This is a genomic window from Pseudomonas sp. GT1P32 (assembly GCF_054897805.1).
In genome coordinates this window covers 3490486-3504497 of the sequence record NZ_CM142704.1, presented here as the reverse complement: position 1 = coordinate 3504497, position 14012 = coordinate 3490486, and the positions used below count along the sequence as shown (strand labels likewise).

Below are 14012 nucleotides of genomic sequence, written 5' to 3'. Positions count from 1 at the left end.
CACCTCTATCAGAAGTGGAAGTTGGTGCTCAGCAAAGCGGTACGACCTGCTGCCTGGTTGGCGAAGTGGGTCGAGAAGGCCTTGTCGTAGTAGGTTTCGTCGGTCAGGTTCTGCACGTTCAGCTGCAGGTCGACGTTCTTGGTCAGCTTGTAAGCGGCCATGGCGTCGTAACGCACGTAGGAGTCGACCATGGTGGTGTTGGCCACGCTTCCGAATACGTCGTCGACATAGAACGCACCGCCACCGATGGTCAGCTTCGGCGTAACGGCATACGTCGTCCACACGCTGGCACTGTTTTTCGGGGTGTTAGGCAGTTCGTTGCCATCGTTGGCCTTGCCCAGCGGGCCGCCGTCGACTTGCTTGCTGTCCAGGTAGCTGTAACCGGCGAACACTTGCCATTTTTCGGTGATCTTGCCGGTGGCCGACAGTTCCAGACCGTCGACACGGGTGGTGCCGGCGTTCTCGTAAGCCGTGGTGTCGACCTGGACACGAGCGTTCTCTTTCTGAGTGCGGAAGATCGCCGCCGTCAGGGACAGGCGCTGGTTCAGCAGATCCCACTTGGTACCGATTTCGTAGTTCTTGGTGGTTTCCGGCTCCATGTCGCTGCTCAGCAGGTTTTTGTTGCGGTCAACCGTGCCGCCGAGCGGGTTGCCGTCCATGCCTTCGCCGAGGGTGGCGCCCGGTGGCGTGGCGGAGGTGGCGTAGGAGGCATAGATGCTGCCATTTTCAGTCGGCTTGTAGACCACGCCGAACTGACCGGTGACGAACTCGCTGGTGTCTTTGCCTTTCGCTGCCACGCCTTTGTTCAGGGTTGTCGCACCATTGGCTTCATAGGTGCGGTACTGGGTGTCGAAATGGTCGTAACGCAGCCCCATGTTCACCAGCCACTGCTCGGACAACTCCAGGGTGTCGAACACGTAAAGGGCGCGGGTGTCGGCCTTGGTGTCGGTGCCGGCGTAGTTGCGCGAGATCGAACCGTTCCATGGATCGTTCGGGTTCGGGTTCGACAGCGAGGTGCAGTTGTAGCCGCTCCGAGCACCGATCGTCGCCGCGGTGCATTGGGTGCCTGGATCTCTTGTTGTAACTGGAGTCCCCGGCGTGGTGTCCGTGTCGACGGTGTACGAGGATTTTTTGCTTTCCTCGCGGCTCAACTCAATGCCCGTGGAGAAGCTGTTCTTGAACCCGGCGATGTAGACGTCACCAAACAGGTCGGTCTGGTTGGTCGTGGTTTCGGTGTTGCTGACGCGGGAGTTGGCCCGGCGCCAGACGCTGCCATTGTTGACGTTGCCCTTGCTGTCGTCCGGCTGGGTCAGGATGTAATCCTGCATGCTGGTGCCGTGACGCAGGGTGTTCTTGACGGTCAGCGCGTCGCTCAGGTCGTGCTCGATGGCGAAGGTCGCGGTGTCGGTGCGGCCCTTGCGGAAATCGCGGTCGGTCAGGCCGTAGAAGTTGCTGCTGTCACCACCGGCGTAAGGCTTGTCCGGATTGGACTTGGTGCGAGCCGCCGCGAGGCCTGCCGGGATGGTGTACGGAATGCCGGAGTCCGGCATGTCGTTGCTTTCCAGATGGTAGTAGTCGAGGTTCACGCGGGTGTCGGTGCCCAGGCCGAAGGCCAGCGACGGCGCGATGCCCCAACGGTCGTAATCGACCTTGTCGCGGCCGGCGACGTTGCTTTCGTGGCTCATCAGGTTCAGACGGCCAGCGGCGGTGTCGGTGAACTGGTAGTTACCGTCCAGGGTGTAACGCTGGGTCTGGTCCGAGCCCCAGGTAAAACCACCGTCGAACGAATTGCCCAGGTGCGCCTTTTTGCTCACCAGGTTGATGCTGCCGCCCGCTGCGCCACGACCGCCGATGGCGGAGTTCGGGCCTTTGCTGACTTCGATCGATTCCACGGCGAAGATCTCGCGGCTTTGCGAACCGGTATCGCGCACGCCGTCCAGGTAAGTATCGCCCTGGGCATCGAAACCCCGGATGAAGGGACGGTCGCCCTGCGGGTTGCCGCCTTCACCTGCACCGAAGGTGATGCCGGGAACGGTGCGCAGTGCGTCCTGCATGTTCAGGGCGCCGGTATCCTTGAGGACTTGTTGCGGGATGACGGTGATCGAGCGCGGCGTGTCTACCAGCGGCGCGGTGTACTTGGGCGAGGACGCTTTTTCGACGTTGTAGGTCGTCTGGTCCTGGGCTTCGCCAGTGATGGCAGTGGCGTCCAGGGAAATCGCATTGTTCGGCGCTTTTTCGGTCTTTTCGGCCGCGAAAACCATATGCCCCGCAGAGCCGGCGGTGATTGCCACGCCAATCGCAGAAGCGAGCAAACGCGGTGAACTGACAGGTAATTGTGGTTGTTGGCGTGACATGTGAATTCCCCTCCCCAAGGATTTGAGGCGGCGGAATATAGGGTAGACGCGTCTATGTATCAATTGCGAAACGTTTCTATTCGCACTGAATTTACATTCTTTACAATTTACCCTTACGGTTTTTGCTGTTTCATTCGTCACAGGGGTTTTACAGCGTCAATAAGAATCAATACCATTGACGCCCCTTTGCCTTCAGGTGTTCCTCATGCTGCTGCACATTCCCGGCTTGTTCGCTAAAGAAGAAGTGCAGCGCATCCGCGAGGCTCTGGAACAGGCGGATTGGGCCGACGGCAAGATCACCGCCGGCTATCAGTCGGCCAAGGCCAAACACAACCTGCAACTGCCGGAAGGTCATCCACTGGCCAAGGAAGTCGGCGCGGCGATGCTGGAACGGTTGTGGAAAAATCCGCAGTTCATGTCAGCGGCGTTACCGCACAAGGTCTTTCCTCCGTTGCTGAACTGTTACACAGCGGGCGGCAGTTTCGACTTTCATATCGACAACGCCGTGCGCCAGCCCAAAGGCAGCATTGAGCGTGTGCGCACGGATTTGTCGGCGACCCTGTTCTTCAGTGAGCCGGACGACTACGACGGCGGCGAACTGGAAATCCAGGACACCTACGGTACCCAGCGCGTGAAGTTGCCCGCCGGCGACATGGTCTTGTACCCCGGCACCAGCCTGCACAAGGTCAATGCCGTCACCCGTGGTACACGGTTCGCCTCATTCTTCTGGACCCAAAGCCTGGTCCGCGAAGACAGCCAGCGCGCCTTGCTGTTCGAGATGGACGGAGCGATCCAGCAATTGACGCAGGACATGCCCGACCACCCTTCACTGATCCGCCTGACCGGCACGTATCACAACCTGTTGCGTCGCTGGGTCGAGGTATGAGTTTTCAACTGCGCCGCGAAGAAGTGCTCGACGGCGATCACCTCAAAGCCATGCTTGAGGAAAGTCCTGCGCGTGCTGCTCAGGCGATCCTGATCGCTGCCCGCGAAGGTGTACTCGACGCGCAAGCGTTGCTTGGCCAGATTCTGCTGGACGGACAGGGCATCGCGCTGGATCAACCGCTGGCGCTGCGCTGGTTCGAGATAGCCGCTCAGCGCGGGCACCTGATGGCGCGCAACATGCTCGGTCGCTGTCATGAACATGGCTGGGGTTGTGCGGCAGATGCTTCAGTTGCAGCGCAGCATTATCGCGTCGGCGCTGAAGCCGGACTGGATTGGGCGATGTACAACTACGCCAACCTGCTGGCTACTGGACGCGGGGTGACCGAAGATCAGCCGCAAGCGCTGAGTCTTTATCGTCGTGCTGCGGAGCTGGGTCACGCGAAGTCGATGAACCTGCTGGGGCGTTATCTGGAAGAGGGCAGGGTTTGCCCGCAGGATACGGCTGCTGCTCGCGACTGGTATCGACGTTCCGCAGATGGTGGGGACTTTCGCGGACAGTTCAGTTATGCCGCGGTGCTGGCGGCTGAAGATAACATCGACGAGGCGCTGGTCTGGTTGCGCAAGGCACTGGCCGGCGGGAATCTGAATTTCCTGCGTGTGGCGAGTAAAGCGTTGTTGAACGCAACCGATCCACAGATTCGCGCCCTTGCATCAGAGTATGCCGAGCGGTACGCCGAACTCGAACAGACGCTCGTCCCCCTGTAGGAGCCGGCTTGCTGGCGATGGACGAAAGAGCAACGCGTTCTGTCAGCGAGCACGCGTTATCGTTGACGACCATCGCCAGCAAGCTGGCTCCTACAAGGGGTAGCGATGTTTTTCGGATATAAAAAAGCCCATGACACGTCATGGGCTTTTTGATTTCTGCGTGCAGCGTTTACACGTAGAACGACTTCAGCGGCGGGAAGCCATTGAACTCGACGGCGCTGTAGCTGGTGGTGTACGCACCGGTCGACAGCCAGTACAAACGATCACCGATCGCCAGGTTCAGCGGCAAACCGTACTTGTAGTTTTCGTACATGATGTCGGCGCTGTCGCAGGTCGGGCCGGCGATAACCACTTCTTCCACTTCGCCTTTCTTTTCGGTCCAGATCGGGAACTTGATGGCTTCGTCCATGGTTTCGATCAGGCCGGAGAACTTGCCCACATCCGTGTACACCCAGCGCTCGACGGCGGTGCGGGATTTGCGTGCGACCAACACCACTTCACTGACCAGGATGCCGGCGTTGGCGATCAACGAACGGCCCGGTTCCAGGATGATTTCCGGCAGATCGTCGCCGAAGTCTTCCTTGAGGAAACGGATGATTTCTTCAGCGTAGGTTTCCAGGCTGTTGGTGCGGGTGATGTAGTTGGCCGGGAAGCCACCGCCCATGTTGATCAGCTTGAGGTGGATGCCGTCTTCTTCTTTCAGACGCTCGAAGATCACTTTGACCTTGGCGATCGCTGCGTCCCAGACGCTGATGTCGCGCTGTTGCGAACCAACGTGGAACGAGATGCCGTAAGGCACCAGGCCCAGGTCGCGAGCGAGGATCAGTAGGTCCATGGCCATGTCGGTCTGGCAGCCGAATTTGCGCGACAGAGGCCAATCGGCAGTGGTCGAGCCTTCGGTGAGGATGCGCACGTAGACTTTCGAGCCCGGTGCAGCCTTGGCGATGTTGCGCAGGTCGGCTTCGGAGTCGGTGGCATACAGACGCACGCCCTTCTCGTAGAAGTAGCGAATGTCCTTGGATTTCTTGATGGTGTTGCCGTAGCTGATGCGATCCGGGCCGACGCCCTGGTTCATCACTTTATCGAGCTCGTAGATCGAGGCGATGTCGAAGCTCGAGCCTTTCTCTTTGAGCAGGTCGATGATTTCGACGGCAGGGTTGGCCTTGACGGCGTAGTAAACCTTGGCGAATTCGAAACCGGCGCGCAGGTCGTCATAGGCCTGGCTGATCATCGCGGTGTCGATTACCACGAACGGGGTTTCTTGTTTGTCGGCGAAAGCCTTCATTTTCTGAAAGGTATCGCGCGCGAAATAGTCTTCGACGTTGATCGACATGCTGGGAACTCCTACTGGCAAACTAGATTAATCAATGGGTGCAAATGAACGTCCTCCGTATCCCCACTTTGGTTCGCCTACTTCCCAAGGCATGTCGCCGAAAGCAAAAAGGCCATGGGAAGCGGTGCTTTCCCTTGGCCTTGCTGTCTCGTCGTCAGTACTTGAGCCGGATGGATCGTTTCCAGCATGGACGTTCGGCGCGAACTTTAGGGCGTGAGGGGCTTGAGATCAACAAAAAATGTCGCGTTTTTGCACGCTTCCGTCGTGCGGTCCCGGACAGCTACTGATGTAACCGACCTGCATGACAGTGTGATGTTCCCGTTGGAGTGAGATTTGAGCGGAGTCAGGTGGGATTTGCGGTGCGCCCAATCGCCAGCAAGCCGGCTCCTACAGGGACAGTGGAGATCCTGTAGGAGCCGGCTTGCTGGCGATGGCGTCGGTCAGGCCAACGCCGTCTCTGCTGGCGAAACGATACTGGTCTTGCCCCCACGGGACTTGCCGGAGCTCAAATACTCGGCAATCGACTCTTGCGTCACCTCACCCAAAAACACCCGCTCGGCATCCATCACCGGCAACCACGAACGGTTGAACTCGTACATCCGCGACAGCAGGATGCGCAAATGCTCGTCGTACGCTGCCGTGGCATTGAACTCACGCAGGTACTGCGCGCAAGCCCCGGTCTGACGGTGCAGGTCGCGACGTCGTACATAACCGAGCGCCTTGTTCTCACCGTCCGTGACCACGACATAACGGCGGTCAAGTTCATCCATCAACTCCAGGGCTTCAGCCACTGGCGTTTCCGGGCTGACGGACGGTGCGTTGTCCGCCGCGTCTTCGGCCTTCACCAGCAGCAGACGCTTGAGCGTGCTGTCCTGGCCGACGAAGTTGCTGACAAAGTCGTCCGCCGGGTGCGCCAGCAGCGTGTCCGGGTGATCGATCTGCAACAGCTTGCCGGCGCGGAAGATTGCAATCTTGTCGCCAAGCTTGATGGCTTCGTCGATGTCGTGGCTGACCATGATCACGGTCTTGTTCAGCGCCCGTTGCATCTCGAAGAACTCGTTCTGGATCATCTCGCGGTTGATCGGATCGACCGCGCCGAACGGTTCATCCATCAACAGCAGCGGCGCATCGGCGGCCAGTGCGCGAATCACGCCGATCCGTTGCTGCTGACCACCGGACAACTCTCGCGGATAGCGATTCAAATACTGCTTGGGCTCGAGCTTGATCATGCTCATTAACTCGCGGGCGCGGTCGTGGCACTTCTGTTTGTCCCAGCCGAGCAGGCGCGGAACGATGGTGATGTTTTCTTCGATGGTCATGTTCGGGAACAGACCGATCTGCTGGATCACGTAACCGATGTTGCGACGCAGGGTCACTGCGTCGAGGTCGGTGGTGTCTTCGCCGTTGATCAGGATCTTGCCCGAGGTTGGCTTGATCAGGCGGTTGATCATCTTCAGCGTGGTGCTTTTGCCGCAACCCGATGGCCCGAGGAACACACAGATTTCGCCTTCATTGACGGTCAGGCTGACCGAGTCCACGGCTTTCACATCTTTGCCGTTGCTTTGGAAAGTCTTGCTGAGGTTTTGAAGTTCGATCATTTGAGCAGTCCTTTTGGAGTCAGCGTGCGTTGCAGCCATTGCAGAAGCAGGTCGGCGAAGATGGCCAGGAGACTGACCAGCACGGCGCCGACGATCAGCATCGACATGTCGCTGCGGCTGATGGAAGCGAGAATGAGAACACCGAGGCCACCGGCGCCGATGGTCGCGGCGATGGTCATGACACCGATGTTCATGACCACGGCGGTGCGCACGCCGGCGAGGATCACCGGCACGGCGATGGGCAGTTCGACCATGCGCAGGCGCTGGCCGAAGGTCATGCCGATGCCGCGCGCGGCTTCGCGAATGCCCGGTTCGACGCCGGTGAGGGCGAGGTAGGTGTTACGCATGATTGGCAGCAGCGAGTAGAGAAACACCGCGGTGATCGCCGGCATTGGCCCCAGGCCCTGGCCGAATTTGGAGTAGAACGGCAGCAGCAGGCCGAACAGTGCAATCGACGGCACGGTCAGCAGCACAGTTGCGCTGGCCTGCAACGGGCCGGCGAGCGTTGGGAAACGGGTCATCAGAATGCCCAGCGGCACGCCGACCAGAATCGCCAGGGTCACGGCGATGCCGACCAGAGTGATGTGCTGCCAGGTCAGATGCAGCACCTGCGGCCAGTCAAGATGGGAAAAGGCGTTGAGAAATTCCATGACTTTTCCTCCTTAGTTGATGGGGTGCTGGCGCAGAAAATCGGCGGCAACGGATGAAGGGCTTTCGTGATCGACATCGACCCGCGCGTTGAGCTGGCGCATGGTTTCGTCATCGAACAGCTCGGCCAGCGGTTTGATCTCTTGCGCCAGTTGCGGGTGGGCATCGAGGTAAGCCTGACGCACCACCGGCGCGGCGGTGTAGTCGGGGAAGTAGTGCTTGTCGTCTTCAAGCAGTTTCAACTTGAAGGCGTTCAAGCGACCGTCGGTGGTGTAGACCAGACCGGCAAACACCTGGCCATTGCGCAGAGCGGTGTAGACCAGGCCTGCATCCATCTGGCGGATGTTTTTGCGCGTCAGGTTCATGCTGTAGAGGTCGACCATGCCGTCCAGACCGTCGGAGCGGTTGGCGAACTCGGTGTCCAGTGCGACCAGGTGATTAGTCTTCGCCTCAGCCTGCATCACCGTGTTCAGCTCGCTGATGGTGTTGATCTGCGGGTAGGCCTTCGCGGTTTTTTCCGGCAGGGCCAGGGCGTAGGTGTTGCTGAACTTCGACGGGGTCAGCCAGACCAGGCCTTTTTTCGCGTCGAGTTCTTTCACCTTGGCGTAGGACTGAGCGCTGTCGAGCTTTTCGGTGACATGGTTGTAGGCCACCAGCGACACGCCGGTGTATTCCCACATCAAATCGAGCTGGCCACTTTCGTGGGCGCTGCGAGCGAGGTTGCTGCCCAGACCGCCAGTCACTTGGGTGTCATAACCTTTGGTGCGCAGGTACTGGGAGGTGATTTCCGCGAGCAGGGTTTGTTCGGTGAACACCCGGGCGCCGATGCGGATCACCGGTTTTTCAGCGGCTTGGGCAAATCCTGCGAACAGCAGGGCGCAGCCTAAGAATAAGCATATTTTTTTCATGTCAGTTCCTTTGCCGAGGCTTAAGACGGGCGCAAGCCGCGTTCGAGCCAGAGGCGGCTGGCGAGTGTCACCAGACCGTCGAGCAGCAAGGCCAGCAGGGCGGTGCAGGCCGCGCCGAGCAGCAATTGCGGCTGATTGTTCAGGGCGATGCCGGGGAAAATCAGGCTGCCCAGACTGTTGGCGCCAATCAGGAACGCCAGCGGTGCGGTACCGACGTTGATCGCCAGCGCCACACGCACGCCGCCGATGATGATCGGCACGGCGTTCGGCAATTCGACCCGCCACAGCACTTGAGTCGGTGTCATGCCGATGCCGACGGCCGCTTCCTTGAGCGAACCCTGAACATTTTTCAGGCCTTCATAGGTATTGCGCACGATCGGCAACAGCGAGGCGAGGAACAGGGCGAAGATCGCGGGGCCGCTGCCGATGCCCAGAATCCCCAGGGCAATGGCCAGTACGGCAAGTGGCGGCACGGTGTTGCCGATGTTGAAGAGCTGCATGAAGCGTTCGGCGCGGCCCACCATGGTCGGGCGGCTGAGGAAGATGCCGGCGGGTATGCCTACAACAAGGGCGGCCAGCATGGAGGCGAGGACGAGAATCAGATGAGCTTGCAGGTAAAACAACAAATCGTCGCGGTAATGTTCGATCGTGTTGATGCCAATCCAGTGGACCAGCAGGGCCAGAAGGGCGACGACAACCGCACCTCCTATTAGCCCTTTGCCATAGCGAATAGCCACAGGCGGACTCCTTTTTTCTTTGTCGGCGAACGCAGCTTCGTGTGGCAATGCCAGTCCTGGCTGCCGAAGTAAGCGTTCGCGAGAAGCAGCGCGTTCTATGCCCGCGAAGGGACATGAATCGAGCCATAAGCGCAGCCTCGTCAGGCTAACTTGCTGATTTTTCAGCCCCTGGGACGAGTGCCGTAACAGGGGAGTGGACGCCTCCACCTTTTAAAAGGTTCCATAATTAGCAGCAGATAGCCACCCTTGATGCCGACGCGTACCTGCCCGATGCCATAACACCAACCTGTAGGAGCCGGCTTGCTGGCGATGGAATCACCTCGGTTTGTCAGGTGCCCCGAGGTGATGCGATCGCCGGCAAGCCGGCTCCTACAAAGATCTATGCGTCCGGGCGGGCGGTGGTCCGTGACGGTCGCTTTGCGCTATACTCGCCGCCCTTTTTTGAATCACCGCCAGGCGATTTCCCATGACCAAACAGGCCGCCGAAGTCGCGAAACGCCGCACTTTCGCCATTATTTCCCACCCCGATGCCGGTAAAACCACCATCACCGAGAAGCTCTTGCTGATGGGCAAGGCGATTGCGGTTGCCGGCACGGTGAAGTCTCGCAAGTCCGACCGCCATGCCACCTCCGACTGGATGGAAATGGAAAAGCAGCGGGGTATCTCGATTACCACGTCGGTCATGCAGTTCCCGTATCGCGATCACATGATCAACCTGCTCGACACCCCGGGCCACGAAGACTTCTCCGAAGATACCTACCGCACTCTGACGGCAGTGGACTCGGCATTGATGGTCCTCGACGGCGGTAAGGGCGTAGAGCCACGGACCATCGCGTTGATGGACGTTTGCCGTCTGCGTGACACGCCGATCGTCAGCTTCATCAACAAACTCGACCGCGACATCCGCGACCCGATCGAACTGCTCGACGAAATCGAAGCGGTCCTGAAGATCAAGGCCGCGCCGATCACCTGGCCGATCGGTTGCTACCGCGATTTTAAAGGCGTTTATCACCTCGCCGACGACTACATCATCGTGTACACCGCCGGCCACGGCCACGAGCGTACCGATGTGAAAATCATCGAAAAGCTCGACTCCGATGAAGCCCGCGCGCACTTGGGCGACGAGTACGATCGCTTCGTTGATCAACTTGAACTGGTGCAAGGTGCCTGCCACGAATTCAACCAGCAGGAATTCCTCGACGGTCAACTGACCCCGGTGTTCTTCGGTACCGCACTGGGCAACTTCGGTGTCGATCACGTGCTCGACGCCGTGGTCAACTGGGCACCGAAACCGCTGGCCCGTGTCGCCAACGAGCGCACCGTGGAGCCGGTCGAAGAGAAATTCAGCGGCTTCGTGTTCAAGATCCAGGCGAACATGGACCCGAAACACCGCGACCGTATCGCCTTCATGCGTATCTGCTCCGGCAAATACGACAAGGGCATGAAGATGCGCCACGTGCGCACTGGCAAGGACGTGCGGATCGGCGATGCCCTGACGTTCTTCTCCTCCGAGCGTGAGCAACTGGAAGAAGCGTTTGCCGGCGACATCATCGGCCTGCACAACCACGGCACCATCCAGATCGGCGACACCTTCACCGAAGGCGAAGTCCTGGGCTTCACCGGTATCCCGCACTTCGCCCCGGAACTGTTCCGCCGCGTGCGTCTGCGTGATCCGCTGAAATCCAAGCAACTGCGCCAAGGCTTGCAGCAATTGGCCGAAGAAGGCGCGACCCAGGTGTTCTTCCCTGAGCGCAGCAACGACATCATCCTCGGCGCCGTCGGTGTGCTGCAGTTCGACGTGGTCGCCAGCCGCTTGAAAGAGGAATACAAGGTTGAGTGCTCCTACGAGCCGATCACCGTGTATTCCGCGCGCTGGATCGATTGCGACGATAAGAAGAAGTTCGAGGAATTCCGGGTCAAGGCCGTGGAAAACCTCGCGGTCGATGGCGGTGGTCACCTGACCTACCTGGCGCCGACCCGCGTCAACCTGGCGCTGATGGAAGAACGCTGGCCGGACGTGAAATTCCGTGCCACGCGTGAGCACCACTAAGCGCTGAGCTGCAAAACCAAAAGCCCCGGTTGCGAAAGCGCCGGGGTTTTTTAATGCCTGTCACAAATCCCCCCTGTAGGAGCCAGCTTGCTGGCGATGGACCAGAGAACGCCGCGTTAATCCAGACAGCACGCGTTATCGTTAACGACCATCGCCAGCAAGCTGGCTCCTACAGTGAGTGATTACGGTTCGAGATAGCGGTTATTCCAAACCAATCTCCCCACCCACGGCATTTCCGGTCCTTCACTAGGGTCCTATTCAGGTGAACGCGGCCAATCGGAACTAAATTTCAATGAGGGCCGTCAGGCTTCCACGCATTACCCGCGAAGGATGGAATCAGCCATGAACATTTTTCAACGCATTGTGTTGTTGCTGAAGGTTTTGGTAATGCTGTCGGTTGGCATGTCGGCAGCGTGGGCGGAGTGCCCTGAACACGGCGAGCAGGCATCGAGCGGGCAGGTGACGCACACCGCGTTGATGATCGCCAAATCCGAATCAGAGCCCGGTGATCAGGGGCAGGGTGGCAGCGAGGGTGATGATGACTCGACCACTGACGAGCCGGACAGTGATGAGGAAGAAGGGACGTAACCAAGAGGCAAAAGAAAACCCCTTCTTCCCGACTGATACGCAGCCTGGGCAGAAGAGGTTATTGAATAGATCGCAGATCCCTTGTGGGAGCGAGCCTGCTCGCGAAGCGATGTGTCAGAGACATGGATATCGTCTGACACGCCCTCTTCGCGAGCAGGCTCGCTCCTACAGGTTTTTTCAGCCCGCTGTTACGCCGCGCCGTCGAGGAATTGCTCGGCGTAGTGGCAAGCCACCTGGCGGTTATCGAGAGGGCGCAGGGCTGGCTCTTCGGTTTTGCAACGGTCGGTCGCGTACGGGCAACGCTTGTGGAAAGCGCAGCCCGACGGCGGGTTCAACGGGTTGGGTAACTCGCCGACGATCTTGATCTTCGGCTTGTTCGGGTCCGGGTGAATGGTCGGTGTGGCCGACAGCAACGCCTGGGTGTACGGGTGCAGTGGACGCTCGTAGATGTCGTTCTTCGGGCCCATTTCCACCGGGCGACCGAGGTACATCACCATCACGTCATCGGCAACGTGTTGCACCACGGCCAGGTTGTGCGAGATGAACACGTAGGCGGTGTTGAACTCTTGCTGCAGGTCCATGAACAGGTTCAGCACCTGCGCCTGGATCGACACGTCCAGCGCCGAGGTCGGTTCATCCGCGACCAGCACTTTAGGCTGCAGCATCATGGCGCGGGCGAGGGCGATCCGCTGGCGCTGACCGCCGGAGAACATGTGCGGATAGCGCTGGTAATGCTCAGGGCGCAGACCCACCTGCTTCATCATCGCCTGCACTTTCTCGCGACGCTCGGCTGCGCTGAGGCTGGTGTTGATCAGCAGCGGCTCGGCGAGTTGATCACCGACTTTCTGCCGAGGGTTCAACGAGGCGTACGGGCTCTGGAACACCATCTGCACGTCTTTGCGCAGTTGTTTGCGTTGAGCCTTGTCAGCCCCGGCGACTTCCTGCCCGGCGATTTTCAAGGAGCCGGAAGACGGCTCTTCGATCAGCGTCAGGGCGCGGGCCAGGGTGGATTTGCCGCAACCGGATTCGCCCACGACGGCGAGGGTCTTGCCGGCTTCCAGTTCGAACGACACACCGTTCAGGGCGCGTACGGTCGCATGGCCCTTGAACAGGCCTCGGGACACTTCGTAGTGACGGGTGAGGTCGCGGGCGGTAAGTACGACGGCCATTACGCCACCTCCTGGTTCAGCGGGTAGAAGCAGCGGGCGAGGCTGTTGCTTTTCGGGTCAAGGGCCGGACGCTGCGCACGGCAGCTGTCCTGCACATACGGGCAGCGCGGCGACAGCAGGCAGCCTTGCGGACGGTCGTAACGACCGGGAACGATGCCCGGCAATGTCGACAGGCGTGAGGCGCCGAGGCTGTGTTCCGGAATCGCCTTGAGCAGCGCTTCGCTGTACGGGTGCGCCGGAATGTCGAACAGTTGTGGCACATGACCGACTTCTACGGCCTGGCCGGCGTACATCACGCACACACGCTGGGCAGTTTCGGCCACGACCGCGAGGTCGTGAGTGATCAGCACCAGGCCCATGTTCTGCTCTTTCTGCAACGCCAGGAGCAGGTCCATGATCTGCGCCTGAATCGTCACGTCCAGTGCGGTGGTCGGTTCGTCGGCGATCAGCAGTTTCGGCTCGCCGGCAATCGCCATGGCGATCGCAACACGCTGGCTCATACCGCCCGACAGTTGATGCGGGTAGGCGTCCATACGGCTGGCGGCACCCGGGATTTCAACTTTTTCCAGCAGTTCGATGGCGCGGGCGCGGGCTTGCTTGCCGGACATTTTCAGGTGCAGGCGCAGCACTTCTTCGATCTGGAAGCCGACGGTGTAGCTCGGGTTCAGCGCGGTCATCGGGTCCTGGAAGACCATGGCCAGGTCTTTGCCGACGATTTGCCGACGCTGACGGTTGCTGAGCTTGAGCATGTTCTTGCCGTCGAAATTCAGGGCGTCGGCAGTGACGATCCCCGGATGCTCGATCAGGCCCATCAGCGCCATCATGGTCACGGATTTACCCGAACCCGACTCGCCAACGATGGCCAGGACTTCGCCCTTGTCCACGGTAATGTCGAGACCGTCGACCACCGGAACGGCGTTTTTGTCGCCGAAGCGAACGTTGAGATTCTTGATTTCTAACAGTGACATTTGAATCTC

General features: G+C 59.6%; 12 protein-coding genes. 4 read left to right on the top strand and 8 right to left on the bottom strand.

Annotated elements, in window-relative coordinates:
- Window positions 1–8 precede the first annotated feature (8 nt).
- Window positions 9–2354 carry a TonB-dependent receptor gene (locus tag ACYZUC_RS16145; protein ID WP_461989275.1) on the bottom strand — a complete coding sequence of 782 codons (2346 nt, stop codon included), beginning with the start codon at window positions 2352–2354 and terminating at the stop codon, window positions 9–11.
- 205 nt (window positions 2355–2559) lie between these two features.
- Here ACYZUC_RS16145 and ACYZUC_RS16140 point away from each other — a divergent pair, with 205 nt between their 5' ends.
- Window positions 2560–3240 carry a Fe2+-dependent dioxygenase gene (locus ACYZUC_RS16140; RefSeq protein WP_461989273.1) on the top strand — a complete coding sequence of 227 codons (681 nt, stop codon included), beginning with the start codon at window positions 2560–2562 and terminating at the stop codon, window positions 3238–3240.
- Entirely contained in the window at window positions 3237–4004 is a 768-nt protein-coding gene (locus ACYZUC_RS16135) for a tetratricopeptide repeat protein (RefSeq protein ID WP_461989271.1), read from the top strand. Before ACYZUC_RS16140 ends, ACYZUC_RS16135 begins: the two co-directional genes overlap by 4 nt.
- Window positions 4005–4173: 169 nt before the next feature.
- Here the strand turns inward: ACYZUC_RS16135 and ACYZUC_RS16130 are convergent, their stop codons facing one another.
- From ACYZUC_RS16130 to ACYZUC_RS16110, 5 genes are all read right to left on the bottom strand, one after another.
- The gene (locus ACYZUC_RS16130; RefSeq protein WP_461989269.1) at window positions 4174–5337 is read right to left on the bottom strand and encodes a type III PLP-dependent enzyme; all 1164 of its coding nucleotides are present in this window, start codon (window positions 5335–5337) and stop codon (window positions 4174–4176) included.
- A 440-nt stretch (window positions 5338–5777) separates the two neighbouring features.
- Window positions 5778–6935, bottom strand: coding sequence for an osmoprotectant ABC transporter ATP-binding protein OsmV (locus ACYZUC_RS16125; protein WP_461989267.1), 1158 nt, complete (start codon window positions 6933–6935; stop codon window positions 5778–5780).
- A complete protein-coding gene (locus ACYZUC_RS16120) occupies window positions 6932–7585 on the bottom strand; it encodes an ABC transporter permease (RefSeq protein WP_007900392.1) in 654 nt (217 codons plus the stop codon). Before ACYZUC_RS16120 ends, ACYZUC_RS16125 begins: the two co-directional genes overlap by 4 nt.
- A gap of 12 nt (window positions 7586–7597) precedes the next feature.
- Window positions 7598–8491, bottom strand: coding sequence for a glycine betaine ABC transporter substrate-binding protein (locus ACYZUC_RS16115; RefSeq protein ID WP_461989264.1), 894 nt, complete (start codon window positions 8489–8491; stop codon window positions 7598–7600).
- Between the two features lie 20 nt (window positions 8492–8511).
- On the bottom strand, window positions 8512–9228 hold the full coding sequence (locus ACYZUC_RS16110) for an ABC transporter permease (protein ID WP_223516425.1): 717 nt from the start codon (window positions 9226–9228) through the stop codon (window positions 8512–8514).
- A 466-nt stretch (window positions 9229–9694) separates the two neighbouring features.
- Between ACYZUC_RS16110 and ACYZUC_RS16105 the strand changes: the two genes are divergently transcribed.
- Entirely contained in the window at window positions 9695–11278 is a 1584-nt protein-coding gene (locus ACYZUC_RS16105) for a peptide chain release factor 3 (RefSeq protein ID WP_461989261.1), read from the top strand.
- Window positions 11279–11620: 342 nt separating this feature from the next.
- Complete coding sequence (locus ACYZUC_RS16100; RefSeq protein WP_461989259.1) at window positions 11621–11866, top strand: hypothetical protein; 246 nt, start codon at window positions 11621–11623, stop codon at window positions 11864–11866.
- Between the two features lie 188 nt (window positions 11867–12054).
- Here ACYZUC_RS16100 and ACYZUC_RS16095 read toward each other — a convergent pair whose 3' ends face one another.
- Window positions 12055–13035: a peptide ABC transporter ATP-binding protein gene (locus tag ACYZUC_RS16095; RefSeq protein WP_008024408.1), complete on the bottom strand. Its 981-nt coding sequence runs from the start codon at window positions 13033–13035 to the stop codon at window positions 12055–12057.
- Window positions 13035–14003: an ABC transporter ATP-binding protein gene (locus ACYZUC_RS16090; RefSeq protein ID WP_461989257.1), complete on the bottom strand. Its 969-nt coding sequence runs from the start codon at window positions 14001–14003 to the stop codon at window positions 13035–13037. The genes ACYZUC_RS16095 and ACYZUC_RS16090 overlap by 1 nt, the downstream gene beginning before the upstream one ends.
- Window positions 14004–14012: the final 9 nt, after the last annotated feature.

Excerpts from the sequence above, each read along its gene's own strand:
- ACYZUC_RS16135 (WP_461989271.1), top strand. The coding sequence starts at position 3,237 with ATGAGTTTTCAACTGCGCCGCGAAGAAGTGCTCGACGGCGATCACCTC.
- ACYZUC_RS16145 (WP_461989275.1), bottom strand. The coding sequence starts at position 2,354 with ATGTCACGCCAACAACCACAATTACCTGTCAGTTCACCGCGTTTGCTC.
- ACYZUC_RS16095 (WP_008024408.1), bottom strand. The coding sequence starts at position 13,035 with ATGGCCGTCGTACTTACCGCCCGCGACCTCACCCGTCACTACGAAGTG.
- ACYZUC_RS16105 (WP_461989261.1), top strand. The coding sequence starts at position 9,695 with ATGACCAAACAGGCCGCCGAAGTCGCGAAACGCCGCACTTTCGCCATT.
- ACYZUC_RS16115 (WP_461989264.1), bottom strand. The coding sequence starts at position 8,491 with ATGAAAAAAATATGCTTATTCTTAGGCTGCGCCCTGCTGTTCGCAGGA.
- ACYZUC_RS16125 (WP_461989267.1), bottom strand. The coding sequence starts at position 6,935 with ATGATCGAACTTCAAAACCTCAGCAAGACTTTCCAAAGCAACGGCAAA.
- ACYZUC_RS16130 (WP_461989269.1), bottom strand. The coding sequence starts at position 5,337 with ATGTCGATCAACGTCGAAGACTATTTCGCGCGCGATACCTTTCAGAAA.
- ACYZUC_RS16140 (WP_461989273.1), top strand. The coding sequence starts at position 2,560 with ATGCTGCTGCACATTCCCGGCTTGTTCGCTAAAGAAGAAGTGCAGCGC.
- ACYZUC_RS16100 (WP_461989259.1), top strand. The coding sequence starts at position 11,621 with ATGAACATTTTTCAACGCATTGTGTTGTTGCTGAAGGTTTTGGTAATG.
- ACYZUC_RS16090 (WP_461989257.1), bottom strand. The coding sequence starts at position 14,003 with ATGTCACTGTTAGAAATCAAGAATCTCAACGTTCGCTTCGGCGACAAA.
- ACYZUC_RS16120 (WP_007900392.1), bottom strand. The coding sequence starts at position 7,585 with ATGGAATTTCTCAACGCCTTTTCCCATCTTGACTGGCCGCAGGTGCTG.